Source organism: Thioalkalivibrio sp. ALE31 (assembly GCF_000377405.1).
In the GTDB taxonomy this organism is placed as follows: domain Bacteria; phylum Pseudomonadota; class Gammaproteobacteria; order Ectothiorhodospirales; family Ectothiorhodospiraceae; genus Thioalkalivibrio.
The window spans coordinates 265,478-290,784 of sequence record NZ_KB905021.1 but is presented as its reverse complement, the minus strand read 5'-3'; the positions used below and the strand labels follow the sequence as shown (position 1 = coordinate 290,784).

Here is a 25,307-nt window from a genome sequence, read left to right as displayed (position 1 = left end):
TGCGAGGATTCGAATGCCGGTCCAAGATTGGGCGCTACACCCGGAAACCTCCAGTGATGCGTGGACCTAATCGGGGGAAGTGGACAAGTCGGTAACGTTTCCTAATGAGGCAACACAGCCGGCCAGAGTAATGGTCGCTAGATATCGGTTCCTTGCCGCAAGTGCGCAAGGTAGTCCTCGAACAGGACGGCCCTATTTTTCTTGCGCTCGTCGAGCGCGTGTACGATTTCCGCCGCCTCAAGGACGCGCATGGCCTTGGCCGCCGCAGGCCGCGAGCAGTCGAGGAGCTCCATGGCCCGGTTCACCGTGAGAATTGGGTGGTCTGGAAGTAGTTCGAACAAACGGAGGCTCAACACAGTCGCGTCGTCGCGGGCGAGGAGGCGATTTCGGTTCTCGCCAATGATGACGTGAAGCCGGCGCGCGGTGGCGACGGCCTCGTCAGCGACCTCCGCCACGCCTTCCAGGAAGAACGACAGCCACCCCTCCCAGTCGCCCTCGTCACGTATCGCTCTGAGCCGCCGGTAATATTCCTGACGCTGCCTTTTGAGGAACAGGCTCAGATAGAGAAGAGGCCGGGTGAGTAGATCCCAGTGCCGCAGTAGTAGCGTGATGAGCAGGCGTCCGATGCGGCCGTTGCCGTCGAGATACGGATGCAGCGTCTCGAGCTGCGCATGGAGGAGTCCTACCCGGATGAGTGGCGGAAGCTCACTCTCGTCGTGGATTGCCCGCTCGAACTCGCTGAGCAGCGCGCCGAGTCGATGCGGGGGTGGAGGCACGAACGCAGCGTTGCCCGGGCGTGTCCCGCCGATCCAGTTCTGCGAGCGCCGTACTTCGCCCGGCTGTTTTTGCGCGCCGCGCGCACCACTAAGCAGCCGTGCGTGCGCCTGCGACAGGAGGCGCATCGAGAGGGGCAGGCCGTCTGCTCGCCCGACCTCGTCCCAGGTGAAGTTGAGCGCATCGACGTAACCGCAGACCTCCTCAACGTCTGCGTCGGCCGGCGCCTCCCCGGAGGCCTCGATCTCGAGCAGATCCATCAGCGTTGCCTGCGTCCCTTCGATCTGCGCCGAGAGCACCGCTTCCTTACGAACGAACGCGTATACGAACCACTCGACCGACGGGATCAGGTCGCCCGCCAATTCGAGCAACCGCAGACTCTCGTTCGCCAGGCCGAGCAGCGAACTGAGCTCGCCGCCGAGGTCAAGAGGGGGATCCTTGGGCGGCAGCGGATGGGGAATGAAGGCCTCGACTGACTCCCCAGCCACGGTGCTGCGCTCAAAGGTGCCGGTTACGCGTTTCATGGGTCCTCAAAAATAAGCGATCGCTTCCTCTGAAAGGGACACGCTAAACGATCGCTTATTCTTGGTCAACGCGACAATGCGAGAGTTTCTTTTTCAGCACAGGGAAGCGGCCCGCCGCTCTAACCGAAGGTCCAGGTGTGGAGATTCTCGGGTTTCTGTGGGCGATGACGGGTTGGATGCGGGGTAAGGCACAGATGGAATAACCCGAAACGAGTTCCTCAACGAAATGGGCGCAGCGATCTCTGGCGCAATTGACGAGCTTTTAGAGGAGCTCGAGGGATACTAATGGTCAACGGTCTGTATTTATCGACCCAACAGCAAGAAGGGGTGGCCCCACACGTAGGCTCCACCCCTCCTTTGCCCGTTAATTGTCGGCTACGAGCCTCGCCCCCGTCCACTCATCAGTAGCGTGTCGCGCCTGAGAAGAAACCTGATGTCGCAGGCGGATCCTCATAACGTTACCCGCACCCCCAGACATCTCAGAACTCCATCCCCACTCCGTGGGGCCGAACAGTTCCAACGCATCACGATACTCTCCAGACATGCTGCTCAGGCTTTCCCCGAAAATCGCTGCGTTGAGCGTGAAGTGATCGTCTCGATTCGGAAGGCGCCAGTTCTGTTTGCCGCACAGACCATCCTCGTTAACTGTTGGGTAACGGATGATTCTATACCGCACGAGAAGACACCCCTATTTCGTCCGGTCTCGATCGTACTGCGCCTGGTCTGGGGCTGGAGCTGGGCTTGGGAAGCCTTGCGCACATCCGCGTACTGGCGCGCACCAATTTCACTCGATAGGCCGATGAATGCGGTAGAGAAACCGATCGCAAAGCAGGTCACCACTCACCGACCGGCCATGCGAGTGCCAACCCGACAGAGTAGATGACGCCAGACACGCACGGATCTCTAGCGAGAGGGCATTTACCGCGGACGGTCCATAGAGGTTAGAGCTGCGTGACCGAGGATCGGGATAGGCAAGTCTGCCCAGCGGCTTTAAGCAGATGACGCCGGTCAAAGGTTCCCGGATCCCTCGGCCAGCGCAACGATTTCGATGCGGGTCGAGGGGTCCGGGACTACCGTCGCAAGAAGCCTGATCAGGCCTTGTCAGCCATCTTCTTTGTGTTCTCGTTGATCTTGAAAATCACGATCAGAAGCTCGGACCAGACCCGGGCACCAATCGCTCCGAACACGAGAATCGCGAGCCCAATGAGGAGGCCCATAAGCCCGCTCCCGGAGAACATCGCGCCCAGACCACTCACCACCACCACAAGCAGCAATAGCCAGTAGACGATGGTGATGATCTTCGGGGTAAGCATCGTGTCAAAGAACAGAAAATCGCGCATAGATACATCCTTGTTATTAGAGGACGAGGCCAAATGACCTCGGAGGGGGTGGTACAGCCACGGCAAACCATGACCAGCGCGCCCGAAAACCGGAAATCATGGAAGATGCGTACGCAAGGAACAGAGGGCACCGCACCTTGGCAGACGATTCGCCGGTGTATTTGAGGAATTAAAGCTGATCCAGAAGGCCCCGCATGACATTTTCGGCCATACGGCTTTGCGCTTCGGCCGCGTTGTTGCAGGCCGCAGTATCAACGTCCTTGCCCTGCGCCATCATTTCCATGCATTCGACAGTAACCTGCTGAAGCTTCTCGGGGTTTTCCATCAGATGCTCCACCGAAGGGGCACCGCAGGCGCCGAGGAAGAAAGCAAGCGGGGCGGCGAATAGCAGTTTTTTCATGGTGTACGTCCTTGTGCGAAGTTTGACCGAATAGATCCTTTCCTGGAGCCACTCGCTGCGCTGGTGGCCGGTCGAGCATAAACACCCCACTTCGGATAGGTCAATCGATCAGAGACCCGTGTAGCGAACGTTCCGGACGCGCGGCCCACCCCAAGTTACCGGCAAGGCTCGGTTACCCCAATGTGGAGTGGCTCCATAAAGCCAACATCAGCGACAATCTCCGCCGGCACCCCCCGGAGTACCACGCGTGCGAAATCGAGACTTCCTTTTTGTCGGCGATCCCCATGGCCGTCTTCCGGAAATCCTGGCCTATATCGCACGTGAGCATGCCGACGCCGGGGTGGTGGTCCTGCTAGGGGACCTGGATCTCGCCGGGCCTTTGGACACCGCGATCCAGACACTCCCGGACTCCATGGAAGTCGCGTACATCCCCGGCAATCACGACTACGACCAGACCCGGTTCTACGATCACCTGCTGGGCTCTCCTGGGCGGGCCATCAATCTCGACGGCCGCACCCACACCCTCCAGGGGGTTCGTGTCGGCGGGCTCGGGGGGCATTTCCGGAAGAAAGTGTGGATGCCGCCCGCGCCCGCCAAGTTCAATTCGAGGATCGAGTACGAACGTGTGCTGGCCTCACAGAAGAAATCCGGCATCCCGCAGGATTGGCGACAAGGCATGCCCCGGCATGCACTGGCCGCGATCTGGCCAGAGGATATCGAACAGCTAAAGACGCTGGGCGCCGACCTGCTCATCACGCACGAGGCACCCTCGACCCACCGGCACGGGTTCCCGGTTCTGGACGAGATCGCCAGAACCATGGGTGCCACGATGATCGTCCACGGTCACCACCACGAGCGGTACGATAGCCGGCTCGAGTGCGGCACTCAGGTGCTGGGCGTAGGCGAAGCAGGCGTCGTCCGCTGGAACGAAAAGGACGGAGTACTGGACGAAGCCAGCCTTCTGAAAGGACACATCTAGCAACGATCCCAGCCCGGCGTGTTACTGCACCCACTCTGCGGGAACTGCGGACTTCGCATCCCTGAAAAGCCCCTGAAATCCTGCAACAGGTCCAAGTAATGCGAGCCCGGCGTATCGGCGAGGATTACTACGTTGACGTCGAAAAACATGCCCCGGCTGTTCTGCGAATGCTCGATCACAGGATCACGGTGGACTCGGGTGTTACCTGCGAACCACTGCCGCAGCCCACCCGGCTCGCTCACGACCTGGAGCGGTCCCGGGTTGCTCATCCCAGCCCAGCGCACCCACAACCCCATCGATCATCACCTTGCCCTGACGGGCCGAGCCGTCGGCCTGGCGGGTGCGCACAACACACCGGCGCCGCGGGACCACGCACCAAAGTAACTCCGGTGGCACATTCAGTCCGGCTGAGACGGCGTCGACCGCCTCGCGGTCGTAGTCCCCCAGCAGTACGTGTGCCCCGAGCGTTGCACGCAACTCGTCGCCCAGCATGGGGTGGGGGTCATAGGCAGACATCAACACCTCCAAGCCGACCGCAGGCCCGAAACGCATCATGGCCTCAACGGCTCCCCGGCGGGTATAGAGATGTTCTTCAACACCGTCCAGGACCACTAGCGTGCGCCGGTCATTCGCTGCATGCGCTTCGGCCTCCAAAAGAATATCCCGCAAGCAACACTGAACCAGAACGGCGCGTTCCGGGCGCCCGAGAGCCGACACGTCATAGCGCCGCACTACGGCATCAGGATCCCACCGCGGCGAATCACCAACCAACATGGATGACGAGCAGACAGGATCCAGTTGCTCGATCAACCCTTCCAGAAGGGAAACCGGGAACACCTGATGATCCGGCCCCTGCAAGGGATCCACTGCAAGGCTCCGGAGATACTCGCTGTACGCCCCAATAGCATTGGGATCCATGCCCATAGTTCCAGCAAGGTCCGGGCCACCGTCCACACCGGCGATCTCGCGCACCGCTGCAAGATCCACCGCATCCCAACGCTGCTCCGCAGCGCGCACTTTCTTGTCGCGGCTGGCGCGCAGCCGAGCCAATGCCAGCTGCCGCACACCCTCCAGTGTCGGCGCATCCTCAGCCGCAACGGACCCATGGGGACGCGACTCCCGAATCGGGCGATCCGGAAGCAATCCTCTTTCCGCATAGGCTTCGCGCAGCAGAGCCCGCAAAGCCGCGCCCAAACGCGCCCGAAACGCCCCGTAACCCACACTCAATGCCCGCGCCACAAACTCCGCTCGATCCGCCGGAGTCGACTCCGGATGTTCCGCGGAAAGCTGCAACGGGTTGTAGCCCCAAGGCCCACCCCCACCCACCGGGAAAGTCTGGTCCGCCAGATCCTCGTGGGCTCCGTCGGAATCCAGGATGTAGATTCGTCGGGATGGCCCATCTTTCTCGACCGGCCGAGCCAGCTCCGCTCGCACAAGCCGCTGGATCATCCAGGTCTTTCCCGAATACCGGATGCCCTGAACCATGACGTGCGCCATACCCAACCCCCTCTGCACCGCTGTTCGACCGCGCTGCGCCGCGCGATGCGCCACGTCTGCTCCCACACTGTGTAATGCACAACCCGAGGAGAACACGGGTTAGCACACGAGATCACAGTCGAATCGTTTTCGCGTGCGACCAGGGAACGGTGCCTGCCTGACCAACGCCAGGAGAAGTGGATTAAGGCCGCAGCTTCAAGTCCATCCCGCCCGGAAGTGCAGGTCGGTTCGATAGGACACAAGCGCCGGCCGCTACTCAGTGGCGAGACGCATCAGACCCCTGCCCCAGATCGGTCGAAAAGGCCCCTTCCGCGTCTGCGACACCCATCCAGCAGAGGAAGTCCTGCACATCCACCCACGTGTCGTTTTCATTGACGTTTTCAAGTGTAACGACGCGAGGTTTCTCGCCGAACGCCATGGCAAGGAGATGGGCCAGGGCATCGACTTCTTTCACGGACAGAATGCACGCACCACAGGAGTCCGGACGATCCTCAGTTCCGGGTTCAATTCCGTCGGAGTAAGCAATCATGACTCCCCGCACCAAAACAGCCGCAAGTTCGGGTGAGCCAGGCTGCGACTGTATCAACGTAACGATCGGTGTAGACATCAAGCCTCCATGCCGCCAACCACAAAATTCACTATGAGCCCGGAAATTCGCTTTGAGACATCTTCACCACAACCCGGAAACGCACTTTGAGACCCCCTCATCATAACCCGGCACAAGAAAACCCACCCGAATCGGAACCCGGGCGGGCTTTCTCGGACGAGATGGGCGGTTAGCTCTGGCCTGATCCAGTCGCCGTTGGGGCCGAACCACCAACGGCGTCCACCGCCCCCATCGCACCGGGCCCGAACAGATCGCGCATGCCACCCAGGCTCGACAGCAGGGCGGTGCCCTCCATCGGCACGAACACGCGGTCGCCATCCTTCGCCAGCTCCGGCAGCATGCCGATGTAGCGCTGGGCGATCAGGTAGTTCACGCCGGCCTTGGCGCCTTCGGGGTGGTCGCGCAGGCTGCCCACGATGAGTTCGATGGCCTCGCGTTCACCCTGGGCACGCAGCACGGCCTCCTGCTTGTCACCCTCGGCGCGCGCGATGGCAGCATCACGGTCGCCTTCGGCGCGACGGATTTCCGCCTCCTTGTAGCCCTCGGCCTCGCGCACGGTGGCGCGACGGGTGCGTTCCGCGACCATCTGCTGGTTCATCGCCTGCACGATGTCCTCCGGCATGGAGATGTCGCGGATCTCGACCCGGTTCACCTTGAGGCCCCACTTCTGTCCGGCCTCGTCCATCACCGCCTCCATCTGCTTGTTGATGGTCTCGCGGTTCTCGAAGATGTCGTCCAGCTCCATCTTGCCGATCTCCGAGCGCAGGGTGGTCTGGGCTAGGGTCTGGATCGCGAGGACAAGGTTCTCGGCGCCGTACAATGCCGATTGCGGATCCATGATCTGGTAGTAGATCACGCCGTCGATGGTCACGCCGACGTTGTCCTTGGTAACCACCGCCTGCTGCGGGAAGTCGAGCAGGATCTCGCGCATGTCGATCTTGGTCTCGGTGCGCACCAGCTTATCCGCCCCCTTGAACTGGAGGATGGTGATCGGCCGCGGCTGATCGATGAACGGGATGATCAGGTTCAGGCCCGGGTTCAGCACTCGGTGAAACTTGCCCAGGCGCTCGATCACCATCGCCCGGCGCTGCGGGATCATGGTGATCCCCATACTGAGGAATACGCCGACCAGAACGGCCAGCACGAGAAACATCACAAGTCCTTCCATTGTTGCCTTCCTTTGCGGTTATGCGTGGTCTTGTGCTTCAGGGCTCACGATCGCCGTGACCCCTTCGAAACGAACGAGGTGCACGCGCTCACCTTCGCTCAAGGCGTAGTCCGCCGACTCGGGGCGCGCAGGATAGAAATCCCCGAGCAGGGTCACGCCCAGTCGCCCGTCGCGATCCTCGACCTGCAGGATCTCGCGACCGGCACGAATGTCCTGCCCGGCCAGGTTGCGGTCATCCCCGCGCACCCACCGCCTGCCGATCCAGAAGACGAAAATCCCCATTACGATCATGCCGGCGATCCCGCCGAGGATCTGGCCCGCCATATCGGCTCCGAAGGCGGCCGGGATGATCGCCCCGAAGGCACCACCGGCCAGGATCAGCGTAACCCCGCCCCCGCCGGACATCAGGCCGCCGAACAAGAGCAGATCCAGCACGAGAATGGTGACGGCCAGGACCAGCCAGTACTGCCAGGGGTCCAGTGAGAGAATCCAGGGGGTTGCTTCCATAGCATCAGTCTCCTTGAGGCGCGCCGTTCAAGGCCCGTCCAGCGACCCGGGCGTGATCGACCCTGCAGTTTTCGCGCTCACCCTCTCACATTCCGCCCCGCTGCAATACCCGACAAGGCAACGCGCCCAACTCCATTGGAGAGGCGAACACGGGAACCGAACAACGCAAAAAAGCCAGGACCTGGTAGAACGCCGAGACCAGGAAATGGGCCCGGCAAGGGATACGCCGTGGCAACAGAGAGTGCTGACCAGAAAGACGACTGATGGGACAAGGGAAACCGGGCGGCTTCACCGAGAATGGGGACTTCGAGAAATGGTCCCCGCTTGGTCCCCATGTGGTCCCCAGGGACCAAGGGCACAACCAAGCGGGGCCTGAGTACTGGAATTGGTGGTGGCTACGCCCTGATTCGAACAGGGGACCCCATCATTATGAGTGATGTGCTCTAACCAGCTGAGCTACGTAGCCACGCGGGCTGCGAATTCTCCGGAGGCGGGCGCATAAAGTCAAGCCAGCGGGGCACGGGGCAGGGTTCAGATCTGCAGGCGCTCGACCACGCGTCCGTTCTTGAGGTGCTCTTCCAGGATCTCGTCGATGTCGCGCTCGTCCTGGTAGGTGTACCAGACGCCCTCCGGGTAGACCACCGCGACCGGACCCTCGTTGCAGCGATCCAGGCAACCGGCGGTGTTCACGCGTACCTGGCCCTTGCCGTGGATGCCCATGGCCTTGGCCTGGGTCTTGGCGTAGGCGCGCATCTCGGTCGCCCCGTGGTCCTCGCAGCAGTTGCCGTCCTCGCGGCAGTTGGTGCAGAAGAAGATATGGCGCTGGTAGTAGCCCATGGAAGTCTCCAGTGATCCCTGCGGCTTATGATAACGCTGCCGCCCGCAACACGACGGATGGCAATGTTCGCGTCGGTGCCTTCAGCGCGCCGACGCTTCAGCGAAAGCGATAAACCAGACTGACGTCCGTGATGGTGTCGGTATTTTCCACGCCGGGCTCGACGTCGGTGTTGTGCTTGACGGTAAAGCTGGTGCGCAGGGACATCCGACTGGTGACGTCAGCGGTCAGGGCGAGGATGTTCTCGATCTCGGTGTTGTCGCTGCCGGTCAGGACCAGCAGCTCGTCGGTAAGACGTGCGTTCTCGCTGATCTCCCAGCGGAAATTGCCGGCCAGGCGACCGACCGGCTCGCTCTCGGTCTCGCCAGTGGTGCGGATGCGCACCTGGCGCATACCGGCACCGATCTCGCCGTCCAGCCGCACGCGTTCGCCGTCGATCAGGCGACGACCGTAACCGGCCGTGGCCGAGCCCTGGTAGTCGTAGTTGCTGAAGCGATCCCGCTCGTAGCGCAGCGCTCCGAACAGATAGTCGTGTTCGCCCAGCTTGCGGTCCGCCTGGTAGCCGGCGACGTAACGCTCGCCGGTAGTCTCGTCATCCTCCTCGTGGAAGTAGGCATCCAGCCGGATGCGATTCCGCCAGTCGATGGTGGTGTGCTCCGCGCGGAAGCGCCCCGAGGCCGTGGTGGATTCGGTATTCCCGGTGGTCATGGAAGCCCCCAGCTCGATGGTCGACTGCCAGCCTTCGGCCTCCCAGGCCAGGCCCTGCGAGACTGGTATGCTCAGCAGGATGAGCGAGGCAAACGCGGACCCGACGGGCCGAAACGAACGCACGAGCATGGGAAACCTCCCGGAATCAAATGAAGGCGAAACCCTAGCAAAGCCGCTGGGGGCATCGGACCAGCCCCTGAGATTCTCGGGGCTTTCCGCCGCCGACCAGTGCGTACACTGCGGGCTGTGCCTGCCGCACTGCCCGACCTATGGCTGGCACGGCGTCGAGGGCGACTCTCCGCGTGGACGACTGACCCTGATGCAGGGTCTGGCGCAGGGCCGGCTTGCGCCCGAATCCGAGCGCCTGCGCGGGCACCTCGAGGGGTGCCTGGGCTGTCGTTCCTGCGAGGCGGTGTGCCCGGCACGGGTACCCTTCGGGGCGCTGATCGATCGCGCCCGCGAGATCCTCGACGAGCACCCGGCCACCCCCTCGCGGGCGGACCGCTGGCGGCGCAGCGTCCAGCACCAGGCCCTGATGCATCCGCCCCTGCGCGGTCTCGGCGCCCTGGCGGCGCGGGCCGGGGCCCGTTTGGGGCTGGAGCGCGTGCTCCCGCACGGCAGCTGGGAGCGCAGCCTCGCCCATACCCGGGACTCCCTGGTCCCCGCCCCCCGGCTGCGCCCAACCGCGAGGCCGGACGACGCCGACGTCCTGCTGTTCACCGGCTGTATGGACCGCTTCTTTACCGGGCCCGACCTGGACGCGGCGCTGCACGTCCTCGAGGCCCTCGGTCTGCGCGTGGCGATCCCGCAGCGGCAGGTCTGCTGCGGCGCGCTGGATCAGCACACCGGCCATCGCGCGGCCGCGCAGGCCCTGCAGACACGAAACCTCGAGGCCTTCGGCAGCGGAGATCAGCCAGTCATCGCCCTCGACAGTGGCTGCGAGGCCACGCTGCGCGAATACCCCGAGGGCACCCTGGGCCGGCGCAGCCTGAGCCTCACGCGCTTCCTGGCGCAGCACCTGGAAGCGGACACCACCGCGGACCTCTGGGATGACACCCCCGTCCGGATCGCGCTGCATCTGCCCTGCACCCAGCGCAACGTCACCCGCGAGGCGCGCGAACTGCCCGCTTTGCTGGAGCGCCTGCCCGGGGTCGCGCTGACACCGGTCTCGGGCGCACCGAATTGCTGCGGCGCGGGTGGCACTGCGATGCTGACCCAGCCGGCCATGGCGGACGGCCTGGGCACCGAGACGCTGCAGGCGCTCTGCGATGGCACGCCGGACGTGATCATCAGTCCAAATGTCGGGTGCAGCGTGCACCTGCGCGCCCTGGCCGGCGACCAGGCGGATATGCCGGCCATCCTGTCGCCCGCGCGATTCCTGGCGCGGCGCCTGAAAAACCCTGCTCACGACCCCGCTGGGCGCTGATCCCGGGCCCCGCTTGCGGTACTCTTGAGGGGTACGCCTTGATGCCCCAACCGGACCGGAACCATGCGCCGACTCTCCCCGCTGGATCACCTGATCAACCAGGCCGATGCCTTCGTCAAGGTCATCTCCGGCCAGGCCCGTTCCACCGGCCGCCCGTCGCCGGGCGGGGACGATATCGGCCCGCATCTGGAGGATCATGAGCGCGACCTGTCCACCCGTCTGATGCGCGTGAACCACGCCGGGGAAGTCGCGGCGCAGGGGCTTTACCAGGGCCAGATGCTGACCGCCCGCACCCCCGCGATCCGCGACCACCTGGACCAGGCTTCGCGCGAGGAGGGCGACCACCTGCACTGGTGCGCGCGCCGGGTGCACGACCTGGGCGGGCGCACCAGCCTGCTGGGGCCGTTCTGGTATGTCGGCTCGTTCGGGATGGGTGCCCTGGCCGGCCTGACCGGCGACGCCTACAGCTTGGGCTTTATCGACGAGACCGAGCGCCAGGTGGAACGCCACCTGGACCGCCACCTGGAGCGGCTGCCGGCACAGGACGAGGTCTCGGCGCGCATCCTGGCGCAGATGAAGCAGGACGAGGTGGAACACGGCGCGCATGCCATGGCGCTGGGCGGCAAGGCGCCACCGTGGCCGGTCCGGAACCTGCTGATGCCCCTGACCTCCAGCGTGATGACGCGCACTGCCTACTGGATCTGACTCGCCAGGCGAGAGGACGGGCGTCAGGTGCCGCGCGCAATGCGCGGCGCATGCCGTCTCAGCTCGGGCGGCTCATGTTCTTGCCGTAGAAGATCTCCATCATCTCGTGCTTGAGCAGCTTGGAGATGCGCTTGGCCTCCTTGGCCGAGTAGTCATCCTTGCCCAGCCCGAACAGGTAGCTGTCCAGGTCAAAGTCCTTCAGCACCATCTTGGTGTGGAACAGGTACTCCTGGTACACGTTCACGTCCACCATCTGGTACTTCTCCTTGGTATCGCGCGAGAGGAAGTCCTGGATGGAATTGATCTTGTGATCGATGAAGTGCTTCTTGCCGCGCACGTCGCGGGTAAAACCGCGCACGCGGTAGTCCATGATCACAATGTCCGACTCGAAGCTGTGGATCAGGTAGTTCAGGGCGCGCAGCGGCGAGATGCGCCCACAGGTGGACACATCGATATCGGCACGGAAGGTTGCAATCCCGCCCTCCGGGTGCGCCTCCGGATAGGTGTGCACGGTGATGTGGCTCTTGTCGAGGTGACCGACCACCGTCTCCGGCAGCGGGCCGGGGCCCTCGGTGTAGCCGATCTTCTCGGTGGCAACCGGCTCCTCCGAGATCAGCATGGTCACCGACGCGCCCTGCGGATCGTAGTCCTGGCGCGAGATATCGAGGATATTGGCCCCGATCAGATGGGCCACATCGGAGAGGATCTGCGTCAGCCGCTGGGCGTTGTACGCCTCGTCGATGTACGCGATGTATTCGTCGCGATGCCGGTCACCCGAGGCATAGCAGATATCGTAGATGTTGAAGCTCAGGCTCTTGGTCAGGTTGTTGAAACCGTGGAGCTTGATCTGCTTCTTGTGACGAGGCATGGCGTGTCCTCTTGCCCGGGCCGCAGCGAGCGGCGAATTGTAGACGCCTCGGCCTCCGAGTCCAAGGAAAGAACCCGGGTTCCCGTTCAGCGCGGGGCCGGCCCCTCGACGATCTCGAAGTCGTGGGTCACCTTCGCCGAGGCCCCCAGCATCAGCGAAGCCGAGCAGTACTTCTCGGCCGAGAGCCCGACCGCGCGCCCCACCTGCTTCTCCGACAGGTCATGGCCGTACACCCGAAAATGCACGTGGATATCGGTAAAGACCTTGGGCACGGTCTCCGCCCGGGTGCCTGCGACCGTCACCTCGCAGTCCAGCACCTGCTGGCGCGCCTTCTTCAGCATCGCAATCACGTCGAAGCTGGTACAACCGCCCATCCCCAGCAGCAGCATCTCCATCGGCCGCGCCCCCAGGTTGCGGCCGCCCGCGTCCGGCGCGCCGTCCATCACCACCGCATGACCGCTGTCGGTCTCGCCGACAAAGGCCACCTGGTCCAGCCATTTCACTTTCACCTGCATCGCGCTCGTCCTTTAAAGAGGTGCCGATCAATGAACCAGTGCTCCCTTCCTGCTGTTGGATGAAGGGATCCATGCCTATACTTCAGTGGGACTCTACTCAGGGCGGACCTGCTGCACAAAATCAGTGGCCTGTCGGCGGATTTTGTGAACGGTTCCAGCCACCCCGGCGTGCGGGGGCCAGATGCTGCATTACACTGGCGCACATCCACAGGAAGCTGCTATCGGACGTGACCATGGAAGCCTTGAACAACCCGTTCGTCTACCGCCCGGCCCAGCCGTCGCCCGCGCTGGAGCGTTTTCTCGGCTACTGCCACCGCCGCCAGTACCGCAAGCGCACCACCATCATCCATTCGGGCACGGTTCCCGACACGCTGTACTACGTCGTCAGCGGGTCGGTCTCGGTACTGGGCGAGAACAACGGGCACGAGCTGGTGCTGGCCTATCTGAACAAGGGCGAGTTCTTCGGTGAGCTGGGCATGTTCGAGGACGACCCGCGCAGCGCGACCGTCACCACCCGCGAGGACACCGAGACCGCGGAGATCCCCTACACCCAGTTCCGCGAGATCGTCCAGCGCGACCCCGAGATCCTGATGCTGCTGACCAGCCAGATCGCCACCCGCCTGCGTCAGACCTCGCGCAAGGTGATGGACCTCGCGTTCGTCGACGTCACCGGCCGTATCGCCCACACCCTGCTGGATCTCGCCCGCCAGCCCGACGCGATGACCCACCCGGACGGCATGCAGCTGCGCATCACCCGCCAGGAGATCGCGCGCATTGTCGGCTGCTCGCGCGAGATGGCCGGTCGCGTGCTGAAGGATCTGGAAGAGCGCGGCCTGATCACCGCGCACGGCAAGACCATCGTGGTGTTCGGCACGCGCTGACGCCCGTGCCGCCGCCCCGGGCCCTGCGGCCGGAAAGGGCGTAGTACCTGGCCACCGCCTCCAGCCTGAAGGCACGACGCCCCGCTGGAGGCGGTTACGATTCGCCGCGGAACAACTGCCCCAGGGCCTTGCCCGGATCCTCGGTCCGCATAAAGGCCTCGCCCACCAGGAAGGCATGGATCCCGGCGGCCTGCATGCGCGCGACGTCCTCGCGGGTGTGGATGCCGCTCTCGGTTACCAGCAGCGCGCCCTCGGGCGCCTGATCCTTCAGCTCCAGCGTGGTTTCCAGCCGGGTCTCGAAGCTGTGCAGGTCGCGGTTGTTGATGCCGATCAGGTCCGCGCCAATCTTCTTCGCCCGTTCCAGCTCCTCGGCGTCGTGGACCTCCACCAGGGCGTCCATGCCCAGCTCGCGGGTCAGGAAGTACAGCTCGTGCAGGGCCGTATCGTCCAGCGCCGCGGCGATCAGCAGCACGCAGTCCGCCCCCAGCACCCGCGCCTCGTAGACCTGATAGAGGTCGATCACGAAGTCCTTGCGCAGGATCGGCAGCTTGCAGGCCACGCGCGCATCGCGCAGGTCGCCATCGCGCCCCTTGAAGAAGTCCACGTCGGTCAGCACCGACAGGCAGGTGGCCCCGTGTTCCTCGTAGCTGCGGGCGAAGGCCTCCGGGTTGAAGTTGGGGCTGATCTGGCCCTGACTCGGGCTGGCCTTCTTGATCTCCGCGATCACCGCGGCGCGGCCGGCGTCGATGTCGCGCTGCAACGCCGCGCGGAACCCCCGCGGCGCAGGCGCCGAGCCCATCCAGCCGCGCAGCTCGCGCAGCGGCCAGAACGCCTCGCGCTCCTTCAGCTCCTCGCGCTTGCGCTCCAGGATGCGCTGCAGGATATCGGGTACTGCGTTGGCTTCGGTCATTGTGCTTCCTTGTTTGCCAGTCGTGCGCTGGTCGCCTGCAGGCGCTCCAGCCGTTCGCGGGCCGCGCCGGAGTCGATGGCCCGGGCGGCGGCCTCGACGCCCGCGGCCAGCGTGTCCGCGCCACCGCCGGCGTAGATCGCCGCCCCGGCGTTCAGCAGCACGATGTCACGCGCCGCGCCCGCCTGGCCGTCCAGCACACCGCGCAGCATGTCGGCCGAGGCCTCCACGCTGTCGACGCGCACGGCATCCAGTGCGGTGGTCGCCAGCCCGAAGTCCTCCGGACGGATGGTGTATTCGCGGATCTCGCCGTCCCTGAGCTCGGCCACCCGGGTGGGCGACGCGATGCTGATCTCGTCCAGGCCGTCCTCGGCATGCACCACCAGCACATGCTCGCTGCCCAGGCCCTTCAGGGCCTCGGCCAGCGGCCGCACCCAGGCATCCGAGAACACGCCGAGCACCTGGTTCGGCGCCCCGGCCGGGTTGGTCAGAGGCCCCAGCACATTGAACAGCGTGCGCACGCCGAGTTCCTTGCGCGGCCCGATCGCGTGTTTCATCGCGCCATGATGGGCCGGGGCAAACAGGAAGCCGACGCCGACCTCCTCGATGCAGGACCCGACCGCCTCCGGCGACAGCCCGAGATGGATCCCCAGGTGCTCCAGAACATCGGCGGAGCCGGATTTCGACGACACCGAACGGTTGCCGTGCTTGGCCACCCGCACCCCGCCGGCCGCCGCCACCAGCGCCGAGGCGGTGGAGATGTTGAAGGTGCCGGAGGCGTCGCCGCCGGTCCCGCAGGTATCCACCAGTCCGGTTCGCGGCACATCCACCCGAGTGGCCAGCGAGCGCATCACGCCGGCCGCCGCGCGGATCTCCTCGATCGTCTCGCCCTTCATGCGCAGGGCCACCAGGAACCCCCCGATCTGGGCATCGGTGGCCTCGCCGGTCATCACCGCCTGCATCACCGCGGTCATGGTTGCCGCGTCCAGGTCCTGGCGCTCGATGAGAGCCGCTATCGCTTGTTGCACCGTCACGGGTTGCTCCTGCGGAAAATCGAAGCCGCTAGTTTAACGTCCGCGCCGGGGCGCGACGACCGCGCGCCTCCGGCCCGCTCCACCACAGCAGCGCCGCGGCGGCCCAGATTACCAGCGACCCGCCGATCAGCCACGGCAGGTGGTCGTCCAGTCGGTCCACCAGGAACAGCGCCAGCAGGGCACTGAACCCCAGTTGCAGGAAGGCCTGCATGGCCGAGGCCATGCCACGGGCGCCCGGATAGCAGTCCAGCGCCAGCAGGTTCAGCGACGGAACGGCCGTGGCCAGGGAAAAGCTGTACAGCGCGAACGGGAGCGTCACCGCGACCACCGAACCCTCGGTGAGGATCCCCAGCGCCACCAGCGCCAGCGAGATCCCGGCCAGCCCCACGCCGATACTGATCGCCAGCGGCGGACTCAGCAGACTGGCGGTGCGCCCGGCCACAAAACCGCCCACCACCAGGCCGCCCACCAGCGGCAGAAACAGCCACCAGAAGTCCTGTTCCTGTCCGCCCAGGTGGACATAGATCACCGTTGGCGAGGCGGCGACGAACAGGAACATCGCCCCGAACAGCCCGGCATGTACCAGGGCCGGGCGCAGAAACGGCGGGTTGCGCAGGGTCCCGAGATACCCCCGCAGGATCAGGGCCGGCTTGCCGGAGGCGCGGCCGACCGGTGGCAGGGTCTCCGGCAGCCAGGCCCGGATCGCCAGTAACAGGATCACGCCGTACAGGGTCAGGAACAGGAATACCGAGCGCCAGCCGAACCCCGCCTGCAAATAGCCGCCGACAATCGGGGCGGCCGCCGGGCCAATCGCGAACATCATGGTGATCAGCGCCAGGACACGGCGCGCATCGGTGGCCTCGAAGCGATCGCGCACCACTGCACGCCCGACCACAATCCCGGCCGCCGCGGACAGCCCCTGGGCCACCCGCAACCCGATCACCTGCCAGTACTCCACCGCCAGCACCAGCAGCAGCGAGCTGAGCACGTATCCGGCGAGCGCCCACAGAACGACCGGGCGCCGACCGAAGGTATCCGACAGCGGACCAGCCACCAGGGTGGCGAGCGCAAAGGCGACCAGGTACGCCGACAGGGTCGCCTGCATCGCGCCGGAGTCGACCCGCAGGGCCTCCGCCATCGCCGGGAACGAGGGCAGATAGGTGTCCAGCGAGAACGGCGCCAGCATCGACAGCGGCGCCACCAGCAACGCGAAGCGCCACCGGGTGCGTCGAGTCTGGGTCACGCCGGCTGGGGCAGGCGACGGAGGAAGTTGTCGAGCAGTTCGTGGCCCTGGCGGGTCAGGATGGATTCCGGGTGGAACTGCACGCCCTCGACGTCCAGTTCGCGGTGGCGCAGGCCCATGATCTCGTCGCGCGCACCGTCCTCGCGCTGGGTCCAGGCGGTGACCTCCAGGCACTCCGGCAGCGAGGACGACTCGACCACCAGCGAGTGGTAGCGCGTGGCCTCCAGTGGATTCTCGAGCCCGGCGAACACCCCCACCCCGGTGTGATACACCGGCGAGGTCTTGCCGTGCATGATCTCGCGGGCGCGCACCACGCGCCCGCCGAAGACCTGCCCGATCGCCTGGTGCCCGAGACAGACTCCGAGGATCGGGATCGCGCCGGCGAAGCGCCGGATCACCTCCAGCGATACCCCGGCCTCGTTCGGCGTGCAGGGTCCCGGCGAGATCACGATCCCCACGGGGGCGAGTTCCGCGATCCCGTCCGGGGTGATGCAGTCGTTGCGGTGGACCACCACCTCGGCCCCCAGCTCGCCCAGATACTGGACCAGGTTGAAGGTGAACGAATCGTAGTTGTCGAGCATCAGGATCATGTCGAACGTCCCTGCAGAACGGAGGAAACAGGACCGCTACGCGAATCGATGTTCACGCGCGTAGAGCGGACAGGGCCCAGCATAACCCGGCCCCGGGTCCGCCGGCCCGCAACCGCATGGGCGCTGGCGAAACCCGGCACGCTCATCGCGGCAACAGCAGCGCGGCCAGCAGGGTGCCGTCGGCGGCCTCCAGCCGGTGCCCGCCGGGGCTCGGCAGGGTATGCGCCCGGCCGCGCAGGGCCGGGAGACGATTCATGTCCTGACTGGCCGCATCCACCCACGGGTCGGCCAGGCGCACCACCGACACGTAGCGGATGGGCGGGTGTTCCCGCGTATTCAGCCACTCGAGGTGGGCCGCATCCGGCGAGGTGCCCTCCGGCCCCCAGAGACCCTCGCGCCGGTGCATACCCTCGATCCCGATAAACGGGGCATACAACCCCAGGGCCGAATCGGCCAGCGCATCCGTCACCGAACGCGCCAGGGCGGACCAGCCGCTCCCCGCATGCGGAGCGGAAAACGTCACCAGAGTGGAGATTGCCGGGTGCGGCTGGCGCACCAGCAGCTCGCGCGCCACAACACCGCCACTGGAATGCCCGACCAGCACCAGTTCCTGCCCCGGATGGCGCCGCGCCAGGGCCTCGACGACCTGACCCAGCGCCCGCGCGCGCTCGGGCGGCACTCCGCCCGCCGGCAGGTCCACGGTATAGAACTGGCGCGGGGCCGGGTCGGGAGCACGATCGAACCAGGGGGCCTCCGGCCGAGCCCGGCCTCCATCGGCATACCCGGCGGCGTTCAGGGCCGCGGTGACGCCGGCATGGCGAAAGCCGTCGCCGCGATCCCAGCCACCGGGCACCAGCACCACGATCTGCGCCGCCGCCAGCCCCGGTAGCAGCCATACCAGCAGCGCCAGCAACAAGATGCGAAGGCGGCCGCGCATAGTTGGCCCTCTCAGTCGCGGTGGCGCCGGGGCCCCAGGCCACCCAGGGCGGTCTCGGCCGCGCGCACCACCGCACGTCCCTTGTTCAGGGTCTCCTGCCACTCGCTCTCGGGTACCGAGTCGTGCACCACGCCGGCCCCGGCCTGGATATGCAGCTCGCCGTCGTGCAGCACGGCCGTGCGGATGGCGATCGCGGTGTCCATGTTGCCGGACCAGGAGAGGTAGCCGACCGCGCCGGAGTACGGGCCGCGCTTGACCGGTTCCAACTCGTCGATGATCTCCAGTGCCCGGATCTTCGGCGCACCGGAGACCGTCCCGGCGGGGAAGGTCGCGCGCAGCACATCCATCGGCGAGTGCCCCGGGGCCAGTCGGCCCTCCACGTTGGAGACGATGTGCATCACGTGCGAATAGCGCTCGATGCTCATGGTGTCGGTCACCTCCACCGAGCCGATCTCGCAGACCCGGCCAACGTCGTTGCGTCCGAGGTCGATCAGCATCAGGTGCTCGGCGCGCTCCTTCGGGTCGGCCAGCAGTTCGGCCTCCAGCGCGCGGTCCTCCTCTTCGGTGCGCCCGCGCGGGCGGGTGCCGGCGATCGGGCGCACGGTCACGCGGTCGTCCTCCAGGCGCACCAGAATCTCCGGCGAGGCCCCGACCACGTGGTGGTCGTCCAGGTCCAGGTAGTACATGTACGGCGAGGGGTTCAGCGCGCGCAGGGCGCGGTACAGGTCCAGCGGCGGCGCGGAGAATGGCACGCTCATGCGCTGCGCCAGCACCACCTGCATCACGTCGCCGTCCATGATGTATTCCTGCGCCCGCGCGACCGCGGTCTGGAAGCCCTCGGCCGACCAGCCCGGCACGTACTCCGGCACCGCATGCGGATGCGGCGGATCCTCCGGGGGCACCAGGGGCTCGCCCAGACGGGTCTCCAGCTCATCCAGACGCGTGGCCGCCACGGCCTGGCCATCGGCCTGGGTCGCATCGGCGTGCACCACCAGGTACAGCCGGCCGGAGAGGTTGTCGTAGACCACGACCTCCTCCGAGACCATCAGCAGGATGTCCGGCAGCCCCAGGGCATCGGGCTTTTCCGGGCCTTCCAGGCGCGGCTCGATCAGGCGCACGGTCTCGAACCCGAAATAGCCGACCAGACCACCGGTGAAGCGCGGCAGGCCCGGCAGTTCGGCCACCTTGAAGCGCGCCTGGTAGGCCTCGACCCAGGCCAGCGGGTCGGTCTCCGTGGTCTGTTCGACCACCTCGCCATCGGTCTCCACCGTGATGTCATGGCCGTGCACCCGCACGCGGGTGCGTGCCGGCAGCCCGATAAAGGAATACCGACCCCAGCGCTCCCCGCCCTGCACCGACTCGAACAGGTAGGAGTACGGCCGGTTGGCCAGCTTCAGGAAGATGGACAGCGGGGTTTCGAGATCCGCCAGGACCTCGCGCACCAGCGGGATGCGGTTATAGCCCTCGCGGGCCAGCTGATCGAACTGTTCGGGGGTCATCACAACGGTTCCTGACAAGGGGGACGGACGGCGCGGCGGATCATTCGCCGTCTCGCCATCGCTCCGTTGTCCGGTCCGTTGCAATCATGGGTCCGTGTTTCCCTAGGCCGCCCGAGCGGGCAGCAGTCCGGGCAGCTCGTCCAGCCGGTCGAGAACCGCGTCCGGGTTCTCGTCGCGGATGTCGTCGCCGTGATTGTAGCCGTAGGTCATGCAGACGATCTGGAAGCCGGCCGCGCGTGCCGCCTTCACGTCGCTCTTCGAGTCCCCGACCATCAGCGCCTCGGAGGGGTCTACACCCAACTCCTTCGCCGCATGCAGCAGCGGCGCCGGGTCCGGTTTCTTCTGCGGCAGGGCGTCGCCGGCGACCACGATCTCGAAGTCGTCGAGGATGCCCTTCTCGCGCAGCAGCGGCACCGTGAAGCGCTCGGCCTTGTTGGTCACGCAGCCCAGGCGGAAGCCCGCGGCCTTCAGCTGGTCCAGCCCCTCGCGCACGCCCGGGTACAGTGGCGAGCGCCCGGCGGTGTTCTCCTGGTAGATGCGCATGAAGACGGGCAGCGCCCGCTCGAAGGCCTCCGGGTCCGGCTCGCCCTCGAGGTCGTTCACCAACGCCCGCTTGACCAGCCGTTCCACCCCGTTGCCGACCCAGTTGCGCACGGCCGGCTCGCCACGTTCGGGCAGCCCCAGTTCGCGCATCATCGCGTCCACGCTGTAGGCCAGGTCCGGCACGCTGTCGATCAGCGTGCCGTCCAGGTCGATCAGGATCATGCGGGGGCGTTTCAGGGACATCCCGGTCTCCAGTGGCCGTCGATTCAGGCCTTGGCCAGCTCGTCGCGCATCTGCTGGATGATGCTGTCGTAGCGGTTCGGATCGGAGTCGCTGCCGGCACCGAAGATCGCGGACCCGGCGACGAAGGTGTCGGCCCCGGCGGCCTTGATCTCGCGGATGTTGTCGGCCTTCACGCCGCCGTCGATCTCGAGGCGGATGTCACGCCCGGAGTCGTCGATCATCTTGCGCGCGGCGCGCAGCTTGTCGAGGGTGTTCGGGATGAACTTCTGGCCACCAAAGCCCGGGTTCACCGACATCAGCAGGATCATGTCGACCTTGTCCATCACGTACTCGAGATAGGACAGCGGCGTGGCCGGGTTGAACACCAGTCCGGCCTTGCAGCCCTCGGAGTGGATCAGCTGCAGGGTGCGGTCGATGTGGTCGGAGGCCTCCGGGTGGAAGGTGATGTAGCTGGCACCGGCCTGGGCGAAGTCCGGGATGATGCGATCCACCGGCTTGACCATCAGGTGCACGTCGATCGGCGCGGTCACGCCGTGCTTGCGCAGGGCATCGCAGACCAGCGGGCCAATGGTCAGGTTCGGCACGTAGTGGTTGTCCATCACGTCGAAGTGGACGGTGTCGGCCCCGGCGGCCAGGACGTTGTCGACTTCCTCGCCCAGACGGGCGAAATCGGCGGACAGGATGGACGGGGCGATAAAATCGGGTTGTGCCATGGAAAGCCTCGCAGGAATCTCTGGGATAGCGGGGCCGACCATCGGCCACGCTCTCGGAACCGCGAAACTTTACCGGATGCCGCCATGCCAGGCAAAAGGCGACGCATGTGACGCGCCCTCCAACGCAAACGGGCCGGGGGAAAACCCCCGGCCCGTCGCGGTCTCGCCTGCCAGCGGCAGTGCGCCCGGATCAGTTGAACTCGGCCGCCATGTAGCTGGACAGATTGGCGATGTCGTCATCGCTCAACCCCTGGGCCTGAGGACGCATCAGGGCCGTGTGGTCACCCACCTCCTCGCCGGCGCGATAGCGCTCCAGCTTGTCGGTCAGGTAGTCGGCGTCCTTGCCGGCCAGCGCCGGGAAGATCGCCTGGCCCTGACCCTGCGCGCCGTGGCAGCTGGCGCAGGTGTTCTGGTACTTGGACTGACCGGCCTGGATGTCGGCGGCCTGCGCCATGGTGGACAGCATCAGGACACTGCCGGCGATACCGGCCAGCACGAACAGCTTGGTTTTCATTGTTGTGGTCTCCTCGTTCACGATCCTGGACAGGGTCATCGCCCTGTCTTGAAGCGAACGGTAGCAGGGTGTTCCTGAATGCTGCATTAACACAGAATCAAACAGGGGCATCCCTGCAGCGCGGCACCAGGCCATTCTCGGCCTCAGCGGCCGTGGATGTAGCGCTCGTCCGACCAGGTCGCCAGCCACTCGGGGCGCACCATCACCAGCCCGGTAATCACGATCCCGTTGACCACCGCCTCGGGCAGCACCAGCAATGCCAGGTAGCGAAGGTAGTCGCGATAGATGTCGACCCAGGCCAGCTCGGTGAACAGGCCGTAGATCGCCGCTGAGGCCAGCACGGTCGCCACCACCGAAAGCGCGCCGCCGAGGAAGCCCACGGCATACAGGTAGATGAACATGTGCGCGGGCAGGTAGTTCTGGGACAGCCGCAGCAACCCCCAGGTGACCGCGACCGGCAGGATGCCGGCCAGCAGGACCGTCAGCGGGAAGGCCGCCAGCGGCAGGGCGCCGAACAGGCCCAGGGTCGCCACCACCAGAAACACCATCAGGATCGCCAGCTGCCAGCCGAACATCAGGGTCACGGTGGTCATGCCAAGGAAGTGCAGGGCGAGGCCATCGAGCGTCTGCGCCCGCAGGCTCCAGATCAGCAGCAGGCACAGCGTGGCGATCACGAACAGCTGCGCGCGACCGGGCACGAAGAAGGCCTCCCAGGGCATGCGCCGGAGCATCACCAGCATGCCGAGGCCCAGCAGCACGGCGGACAGCACGCGGAGCGCGACCGGGAGTTCGCCCGCCCCCTCGACCATGGTCAGTCGGGCTCGCGCACGGCGGCCGCGACAGTGTACTCGCGGCCCTGCTTGACCTTGTCGTAGTTGCCGAACACGTCCTTGAACCCCTTCTCGATGAACCGCCGCAGTCCGGTAATGGTTACGACATAGATGCGTCCGCCGGGGTTCATCTGCTCGTGGGCGTCCAGCAGATAGGTCTGCAGCATCTCGCGCCCGACCTTGGCCGGCAGATTGGAGGTCACCAGATCGAACCGCCGATCGCGGATGCGCGAGAAGCCGTTGCTGGTCAGACACTCCACATTGGCGATGCCGTTGAGCTCGGCGTTGCGCTGGCTGTACTCCACCGCCAGATAGTTGGTATCGACCAGGGTCGTCAGCCCCTGCGGGGCCTTGCGCGCGAGCGTCAGGCCGATCGGGCCGTAGCCGCAGCCGAGGTCCAGGCAGGCGTCCGCCGGATGCACCTCGATGCGCTCCAGCAGCATGCGGGTGCCGTCGTCGATTCGCCGCGGGGAGAACAGCCCCCAGGTGGTGCGAAACCGCAGATGCTCGCCCGCAAGGGTGTCCTCGAACTCAAGGTCGCGCTTGAGCTCCGCCTGTCGGGCGCGCCGCGCCTGGGTGTTGGGGAATGCCGCGGTCATGCCTCGCCCTCCCCGCCGGCACTGGCCAGGCCCTGCCACAGGGTCTCGGCGGTGGAGGCCACGGCGGTGGCATCATCCTCGCCGGGCAGGCCGAGTACGTTCACATGCCCCATCTTGCGCCCCGGACGCGCTTCGGCCTTGCCGTACAGGTGCAGTCGCGCCCGGCCGGCGGCCAGCACGCCCCGCCAGTCGGGCGAGCCGCCCGCGGGCCACAGGTCGCCCAGCAGATTCACCATCGCCACCGGCGCGGTCAGCAGGGCCGGCGCCAGCCCCAGGGCGCAGACCGCGCGCACCTGCTGCTCGAACTGGCTGACAGTGCAGGCATCCAGGCTGTAATGCCCGGAATTGTGGGGACGCGGCGCGATCTCGTTGACCAGCAGTTCGCCGTCCGCCGTGAGGAAGAACTCGACCGCCAGCACCCCCTGATAGTCGAGCCGCTCGGCGACGTGCCGGGCGATGGCCGTGGCGCGCTCGCGCACCTCGTCCCCGGCCCGTGCCGGGACGCGCGTCAGGTGCAGGATGCCGTCGCGATGGGTGTTCTCCGCGACCGGAAAGGCCTCGGTGGCGCCATCGGCGGTACGCGCAACCAGCACCGACAGCTCGCGCTCCAGCTCCACCCGGGACTCCAGCACGCAGTCCACCTGGCCCAGCTCAGCATGCGCTGCCGGCAGTTCGCCGGCCGCGGCCAGCCGCACCTGCCCCTTGCCGTCATAACCCAGGCGCGCGGTCTTCAGGATCGCCGGGAAATCCGGGGCTCCGGCATCGGTTTGCACCTCGGGCGTCAGGCCCGCCGGCACCGCCTGCCACGGGGCCACCGCCACGCCGATCTCGCCGAGAAAGGCCTTCTCCTCGAGGCGGTCCTGGGCAACCGTCAGGGCGCGTGGCCCGGGGCGCAGACAGGCGTGGGCATCCAGCCACTCCACCGCGGCGCGCGGGATGTTCTCGAACTCGGTGGTAATCACCTCGCAGGCCCCGGCCAGCGCCTGCAAGGCATCGGGGTCGTCAAAGGCCTGGCACACATGGCGCGCCGCCACCCGCCCGGCCGGGCTGGCCGGGTCCGGGTCGAGCACCCAGACGGCATAACCCATGCCCTGCGCGGCCTCCACGAAATAGCGGCCGAGCTGCCCCCCACCGAGCAGCCCGAGAGTCGCAGGTGGCTGGATCATGACGGGTCCGGCGGCAGGGTCTGCCCGAGCACGGCCTGGCTCTGGGACTGGCGGAAGGCATCCAGACGCTCGCGCAGTTCGGGATCGGTATTGGCCAGCATCGCGGCGGCAAAGAGCGCCGCGTTGGCGGCCCCCGCCTCGCCGATCGCGAAGGTCGCCACCGGGATCCCGCGCGGCATCTGGACGATGGAGAGCAGCGAGTCCTGGCCCTTCAGGTGACGCGAGGCCACCGGTACGCCCAGCACCGGTACCGGGGTCTTGGAGGCGAGCATCCCCGGCAGGTGCGCGGCCCCGCCCGCCCCGGCGATGATCGCCTGCAGCCCGCGCCCGCGCGCCTGTTCGGCGTACTCGAACAGCAGATCCGGCGTGCGATGGGCGGAGACCACCCGGGCCTCGAACGGAATGCCGAGTTCATCCAGCACATCCACCGCCCGCTCCATCGTGGCCCAGTCGGAGGTGCTCCCCATTACCACGCCCACGCGCGGCGCCCTATTGCCAGCCGTCTCAGTCATGGCCCGAACGATAGCGACCCCGGCCCCACCCGACAAGCCGTGTTCACCACGAAGCACACGAAGGCACGAAGAAAACCCCGGTCGGAGCTACAGAGACATGATGCGATTCGCTTTGCTCTGCACATCTCTGCACATCCTGCCGCCCCCGATACCATTACGGCCTTCTCTGTGCTCTCTGTGTCCTCCGTAGTGCAACCGCCGTTGACCTTCTTCGTGTCTTCGTGAGCTTCGTGGTGCATCAAG

The 25,307-nt window shown here is 66.1% G+C and carries 28 protein-coding genes and 1 tRNA gene; 4 read left to right on the top strand and 25 right to left on the bottom strand.

What is annotated here, in order from left to right; genetic code table 11:
- Nucleotides 1-137 precede the first annotated feature (137 nt).
- The 3 genes from D103_RS0104825 to D103_RS0104815 form a co-directional block, all read right to left on the bottom strand.
- Entirely contained in the window at nucleotides 138-1,298 is a 1,161-nt protein-coding gene (locus D103_RS0104825) for a Fic family protein (protein ID WP_018875982.1), read from the bottom strand.
- A gap of 1,091 nt (nucleotides 1,299-2,389) precedes the next feature.
- Nucleotides 2,390-2,638 (bottom strand): DUF4282 domain-containing protein, encoded by a 249-nt coding sequence (locus D103_RS0104820; RefSeq protein WP_018158318.1) that lies wholly within the window; start codon nucleotides 2,636-2,638, stop codon nucleotides 2,390-2,392.
- A 169-nt stretch (nucleotides 2,639-2,807) separates the two neighbouring features.
- Nucleotides 2,808-3,038 (bottom strand): EexN family lipoprotein, encoded by a 231-nt coding sequence (locus D103_RS0104815; RefSeq protein WP_018875981.1) that lies wholly within the window; start codon nucleotides 3,036-3,038, stop codon nucleotides 2,808-2,810.
- 247 nt (nucleotides 3,039-3,285) lie between these two features.
- Here D103_RS0104815 and D103_RS0104810 point away from each other — a divergent pair, with 247 nt between their 5' ends.
- Nucleotides 3,286-4,017 carry a metallophosphoesterase gene (locus tag D103_RS0104810; RefSeq protein ID WP_018875980.1) on the top strand — a complete coding sequence of 244 codons (732 nt, stop codon included), beginning with the start codon at nucleotides 3,286-3,288 and terminating at the stop codon, nucleotides 4,015-4,017.
- A 201-nt stretch (nucleotides 4,018-4,218) separates the two neighbouring features.
- Here the strand turns inward: D103_RS0104810 and D103_RS0104805 are convergent, their stop codons facing one another.
- The 7 genes from D103_RS0104805 to D103_RS0104775 all read right to left on the bottom strand — a co-directional run bounded on the left by D103_RS0104805 (nucleotide 4,219) and on the right by D103_RS0104775 (nucleotide 9,468).
- Nucleotides 4,219-5,514 carry a hypothetical protein gene (locus D103_RS0104805; protein ID WP_018875979.1) on the bottom strand — a complete coding sequence of 432 codons (1,296 nt, stop codon included), beginning with the start codon at nucleotides 5,512-5,514 and terminating at the stop codon, nucleotides 4,219-4,221.
- Between the two features lie 256 nt (nucleotides 5,515-5,770).
- Nucleotides 5,771-6,121 (bottom strand): hypothetical protein, encoded by a 351-nt coding sequence (locus D103_RS0104800; protein ID WP_018158287.1) that lies wholly within the window; start codon nucleotides 6,119-6,121, stop codon nucleotides 5,771-5,773.
- Nucleotides 6,122-6,290: 169 nt separating this feature from the next.
- Nucleotides 6,291-7,289 (bottom strand): SPFH domain-containing protein, encoded by a 999-nt coding sequence (locus D103_RS0104795; RefSeq protein ID WP_018875978.1) that lies wholly within the window; start codon nucleotides 7,287-7,289, stop codon nucleotides 6,291-6,293.
- Nucleotides 7,290-7,307: 18 nt separating this feature from the next.
- On the bottom strand, nucleotides 7,308-7,796 hold the full coding sequence (locus tag D103_RS0104790) for an NfeD family protein (RefSeq protein WP_018875977.1): 489 nt from the start codon (nucleotides 7,794-7,796) through the stop codon (nucleotides 7,308-7,310).
- A 389-nt stretch (nucleotides 7,797-8,185) separates the two neighbouring features.
- Nucleotides 8,186-8,262: transfer RNA gene (locus D103_RS0104785), tRNA-Met, on the bottom strand.
- Between the two features lie 65 nt (nucleotides 8,263-8,327).
- Nucleotides 8,328-8,633, bottom strand: a complete 306-nt coding sequence (locus D103_RS0104780) for a ferredoxin (RefSeq protein WP_018865917.1) — start codon at nucleotides 8,631-8,633, stop codon at nucleotides 8,328-8,330.
- Between the two features lie 97 nt (nucleotides 8,634-8,730).
- Nucleotides 8,731-9,468 (bottom strand): YdiY family protein, encoded by a 738-nt coding sequence (locus D103_RS0104775; protein WP_018875976.1) that lies wholly within the window; start codon nucleotides 9,466-9,468, stop codon nucleotides 8,731-8,733.
- On the opposite strand from D103_RS0104775, the gene D103_RS0104770 reads away from it, so the two are divergent.
- Both D103_RS0104770 and coq7 read left to right on the top strand, forming a co-directional pair.
- Nucleotides 9,467-10,765, top strand: coding sequence for a (Fe-S)-binding protein (locus tag D103_RS0104770; RefSeq protein ID WP_081618366.1), 1,299 nt, complete (start codon nucleotides 9,467-9,469; stop codon nucleotides 10,763-10,765). The two genes, D103_RS0104775 and D103_RS0104770, sit on opposite strands and share 2 nt — an antisense overlap.
- Nucleotides 10,766-10,828: 63 nt before the next feature.
- On the top strand, nucleotides 10,829-11,470 hold the full coding sequence (coq7, locus tag D103_RS0104765) for a 2-polyprenyl-3-methyl-6-methoxy-1,4-benzoquinone monooxygenase (protein WP_018865920.1): 642 nt from the start codon (nucleotides 10,829-10,831) through the stop codon (nucleotides 11,468-11,470).
- A 58-nt stretch (nucleotides 11,471-11,528) separates the two neighbouring features.
- Here coq7 and speD read toward each other — a convergent pair whose 3' ends face one another.
- Both speD and D103_RS0104755 read right to left on the bottom strand, forming a co-directional pair.
- A complete protein-coding gene (gene speD / locus D103_RS0104760; RefSeq protein WP_017942843.1) occupies nucleotides 11,529-12,338 on the bottom strand; it encodes an adenosylmethionine decarboxylase in 810 nt (269 codons plus the stop codon).
- A gap of 86 nt (nucleotides 12,339-12,424) precedes the next feature.
- Entirely contained in the window at nucleotides 12,425-12,853 is a 429-nt protein-coding gene (locus D103_RS0104755) for an OsmC family protein (protein WP_018865921.1), read from the bottom strand.
- Nucleotides 12,854-13,086: 233 nt separating this feature from the next.
- On the opposite strand from D103_RS0104755, the gene crp reads away from it, so the two are divergent.
- Nucleotides 13,087-13,734 carry a cAMP-activated global transcriptional regulator CRP gene (crp, locus tag D103_RS0104750; RefSeq protein ID WP_018865922.1) on the top strand — a complete coding sequence of 216 codons (648 nt, stop codon included), beginning with the start codon at nucleotides 13,087-13,089 and terminating at the stop codon, nucleotides 13,732-13,734.
- A gap of 94 nt (nucleotides 13,735-13,828) precedes the next feature.
- On the opposite strand, the gene trpC is transcribed toward crp, so the two are convergent.
- The 13 genes from trpC to purE form a co-directional block, all read right to left on the bottom strand.
- Nucleotides 13,829-14,644 (bottom strand): indole-3-glycerol phosphate synthase TrpC, encoded by an 816-nt coding sequence (gene trpC, locus D103_RS0104745; RefSeq protein ID WP_018865923.1) that lies wholly within the window; start codon nucleotides 14,642-14,644, stop codon nucleotides 13,829-13,831.
- Nucleotides 14,641-15,675 carry an anthranilate phosphoribosyltransferase gene (gene trpD / locus D103_RS0104740; protein ID WP_018875974.1) on the bottom strand — a complete coding sequence of 345 codons (1,035 nt, stop codon included), beginning with the start codon at nucleotides 15,673-15,675 and terminating at the stop codon, nucleotides 14,641-14,643. The genes trpC and trpD overlap by 4 nt, the downstream gene beginning before the upstream one ends.
- A 28-nt stretch (nucleotides 15,676-15,703) precedes the next feature.
- Entirely contained in the window at nucleotides 15,704-16,882 is a 1,179-nt protein-coding gene (locus D103_RS0104735; protein ID WP_018875973.1) for a multidrug effflux MFS transporter, read from the bottom strand.
- A 32-nt stretch (nucleotides 16,883-16,914) separates the two neighbouring features.
- Nucleotides 16,915-17,508 (bottom strand): aminodeoxychorismate/anthranilate synthase component II, encoded by a 594-nt coding sequence (locus tag D103_RS0104730; RefSeq protein WP_018875972.1) that lies wholly within the window; start codon nucleotides 17,506-17,508, stop codon nucleotides 16,915-16,917.
- Between the two features lie 142 nt (nucleotides 17,509-17,650).
- Nucleotides 17,651-18,445 (bottom strand): triacylglycerol lipase, encoded by a 795-nt coding sequence (locus D103_RS0104725; protein WP_018875971.1) that lies wholly within the window; start codon nucleotides 18,443-18,445, stop codon nucleotides 17,651-17,653.
- Between the two features lie 11 nt (nucleotides 18,446-18,456).
- Nucleotides 18,457-19,944, bottom strand: a complete 1,488-nt coding sequence (trpE, locus tag D103_RS0104720; protein ID WP_018865928.1) for an anthranilate synthase component I — start codon at nucleotides 19,942-19,944, stop codon at nucleotides 18,457-18,459.
- Between the two features lie 102 nt (nucleotides 19,945-20,046).
- Nucleotides 20,047-20,730, bottom strand: coding sequence for a phosphoglycolate phosphatase (locus tag D103_RS0104715; RefSeq protein ID WP_018865929.1), 684 nt, complete (start codon nucleotides 20,728-20,730; stop codon nucleotides 20,047-20,049).
- Nucleotides 20,731-20,753: 23 nt separating this feature from the next.
- Nucleotides 20,754-21,443: a ribulose-phosphate 3-epimerase gene (rpe, locus tag D103_RS0104710; RefSeq protein WP_018865930.1), complete on the bottom strand. Its 690-nt coding sequence runs from the start codon at nucleotides 21,441-21,443 to the stop codon at nucleotides 20,754-20,756.
- Nucleotides 21,444-21,633: 190 nt separating this feature from the next.
- Nucleotides 21,634-21,957, bottom strand: coding sequence for a c-type cytochrome (locus D103_RS0104705; RefSeq protein ID WP_026279172.1), 324 nt, complete (start codon nucleotides 21,955-21,957; stop codon nucleotides 21,634-21,636).
- Nucleotides 21,958-22,100: 143 nt separating this feature from the next.
- On the bottom strand, nucleotides 22,101-22,766 hold the full coding sequence (locus D103_RS0104700; protein ID WP_018875970.1) for an energy-coupling factor ABC transporter permease: 666 nt from the start codon (nucleotides 22,764-22,766) through the stop codon (nucleotides 22,101-22,103).
- Nucleotides 22,767-22,768: 2 nt separating this feature from the next.
- Nucleotides 22,769-23,386, bottom strand: a complete 618-nt coding sequence (locus D103_RS0104695; protein WP_018875969.1) for a class I SAM-dependent methyltransferase — start codon at nucleotides 23,384-23,386, stop codon at nucleotides 22,769-22,771.
- A complete protein-coding gene (locus D103_RS0104690) occupies nucleotides 23,383-24,552 on the bottom strand; it encodes a 5-(carboxyamino)imidazole ribonucleotide synthase (protein ID WP_018875968.1) in 1,170 nt (389 codons plus the stop codon). The genes D103_RS0104695 and D103_RS0104690 overlap by 4 nt, the downstream gene beginning before the upstream one ends.
- Nucleotides 24,549-25,064: a 5-(carboxyamino)imidazole ribonucleotide mutase gene (gene purE / locus D103_RS0104685; RefSeq protein WP_026280268.1), complete on the bottom strand. Its 516-nt coding sequence runs from the start codon at nucleotides 25,062-25,064 to the stop codon at nucleotides 24,549-24,551. Before purE ends, D103_RS0104690 begins: the two co-directional genes overlap by 4 nt.
- Nucleotides 25,065-25,307: the final 243 nt, after the last annotated feature.

Excerpts from the sequence above, each read along its gene's own strand:
- D103_RS0104755 (WP_018865921.1), bottom strand. The coding sequence starts at position 12,853 with ATGCAGGTGAAAGTGAAATGGCTGGACCAGGTGGCCTTTGTCGGCGAG.
- D103_RS0104780 (WP_018865917.1), bottom strand. The coding sequence starts at position 8,633 with ATGGGCTACTACCAGCGCCATATCTTCTTCTGCACCAACTGCCGCGAG.
- D103_RS0104770 (WP_081618366.1), top strand. The coding sequence starts at position 9,467 with ATGGGAAACCTCCCGGAATCAAATGAAGGCGAAACCCTAGCAAAGCCG.
- trpE (WP_018865928.1), bottom strand. The coding sequence starts at position 19,944 with ATGACCCCCGAACAGTTCGATCAGCTGGCCCGCGAGGGCTATAACCGC.
- crp (WP_018865922.1), top strand. The coding sequence starts at position 13,087 with ATGGAAGCCTTGAACAACCCGTTCGTCTACCGCCCGGCCCAGCCGTCG.
- D103_RS0104790 (WP_018875977.1), bottom strand. The coding sequence starts at position 7,796 with ATGGAAGCAACCCCCTGGATTCTCTCACTGGACCCCTGGCAGTACTGG.
- purE (WP_026280268.1), bottom strand. The coding sequence starts at position 25,064 with ATGACTGAGACGGCTGGCAATAGGGCGCCGCGCGTGGGCGTGGTAATG.
- D103_RS0104795 (WP_018875978.1), bottom strand. The coding sequence starts at position 7,289 with ATGGAAGGACTTGTGATGTTTCTCGTGCTGGCCGTTCTGGTCGGCGTA.
- D103_RS0104725 (WP_018875971.1), bottom strand. The coding sequence starts at position 18,445 with ATGCGCGGCCGCCTTCGCATCTTGTTGCTGGCGCTGCTGGTATGGCTG.
- D103_RS0104695 (WP_018875969.1), bottom strand. The coding sequence starts at position 23,386 with ATGACCGCGGCATTCCCCAACACCCAGGCGCGGCGCGCCCGACAGGCG.
- D103_RS0104800 (WP_018158287.1), bottom strand. The coding sequence starts at position 6,121 with ATGTCTACACCGATCGTTACGTTGATACAGTCGCAGCCTGGCTCACCC.
- D103_RS0104775 (WP_018875976.1), bottom strand. The coding sequence starts at position 9,468 with ATGCTCGTGCGTTCGTTTCGGCCCGTCGGGTCCGCGTTTGCCTCGCTC.
- D103_RS0104825 (WP_018875982.1), bottom strand. The coding sequence starts at position 1,298 with ATGAAACGCGTAACCGGCACCTTTGAGCGCAGCACCGTGGCTGGGGAG.
- speD (WP_017942843.1), bottom strand. The coding sequence starts at position 12,338 with ATGCCTCGTCACAAGAAGCAGATCAAGCTCCACGGTTTCAACAACCTG.
- trpC (WP_018865923.1), bottom strand. The coding sequence starts at position 14,644 with ATGACCGAAGCCAACGCAGTACCCGATATCCTGCAGCGCATCCTGGAG.
- D103_RS0104730 (WP_018875972.1), bottom strand. The coding sequence starts at position 17,508 with ATGATCCTGATGCTCGACAACTACGATTCGTTCACCTTCAACCTGGTC.
- D103_RS0104690 (WP_018875968.1), bottom strand. The coding sequence starts at position 24,552 with ATGATCCAGCCACCTGCGACTCTCGGGCTGCTCGGTGGGGGGCAGCTC.
- coq7 (WP_018865920.1), top strand. The coding sequence starts at position 10,829 with ATGCGCCGACTCTCCCCGCTGGATCACCTGATCAACCAGGCCGATGCC.
- D103_RS0104805 (WP_018875979.1), bottom strand. The coding sequence starts at position 5,514 with ATGGCGCACGTCATGGTTCAGGGCATCCGGTATTCGGGAAAGACCTGG.
- rpe (WP_018865930.1), bottom strand. The coding sequence starts at position 21,443 with ATGGCACAACCCGATTTTATCGCCCCGTCCATCCTGTCCGCCGATTTC.
- D103_RS0104705 (WP_026279172.1), bottom strand. The coding sequence starts at position 21,957 with ATGAAAACCAAGCTGTTCGTGCTGGCCGGTATCGCCGGCAGTGTCCTG.
- D103_RS0104815 (WP_018875981.1), bottom strand. The coding sequence starts at position 3,038 with ATGAAAAAACTGCTATTCGCCGCCCCGCTTGCTTTCTTCCTCGGCGCC.
- D103_RS0104820 (WP_018158318.1), bottom strand. The coding sequence starts at position 2,638 with ATGCGCGATTTTCTGTTCTTTGACACGATGCTTACCCCGAAGATCATC.
- D103_RS0104715 (WP_018865929.1), bottom strand. The coding sequence starts at position 20,730 with ATGTCCCTGAAACGCCCCCGCATGATCCTGATCGACCTGGACGGCACG.
- D103_RS0104700 (WP_018875970.1), bottom strand. The coding sequence starts at position 22,766 with ATGGTCGAGGGGGCGGGCGAACTCCCGGTCGCGCTCCGCGTGCTGTCC.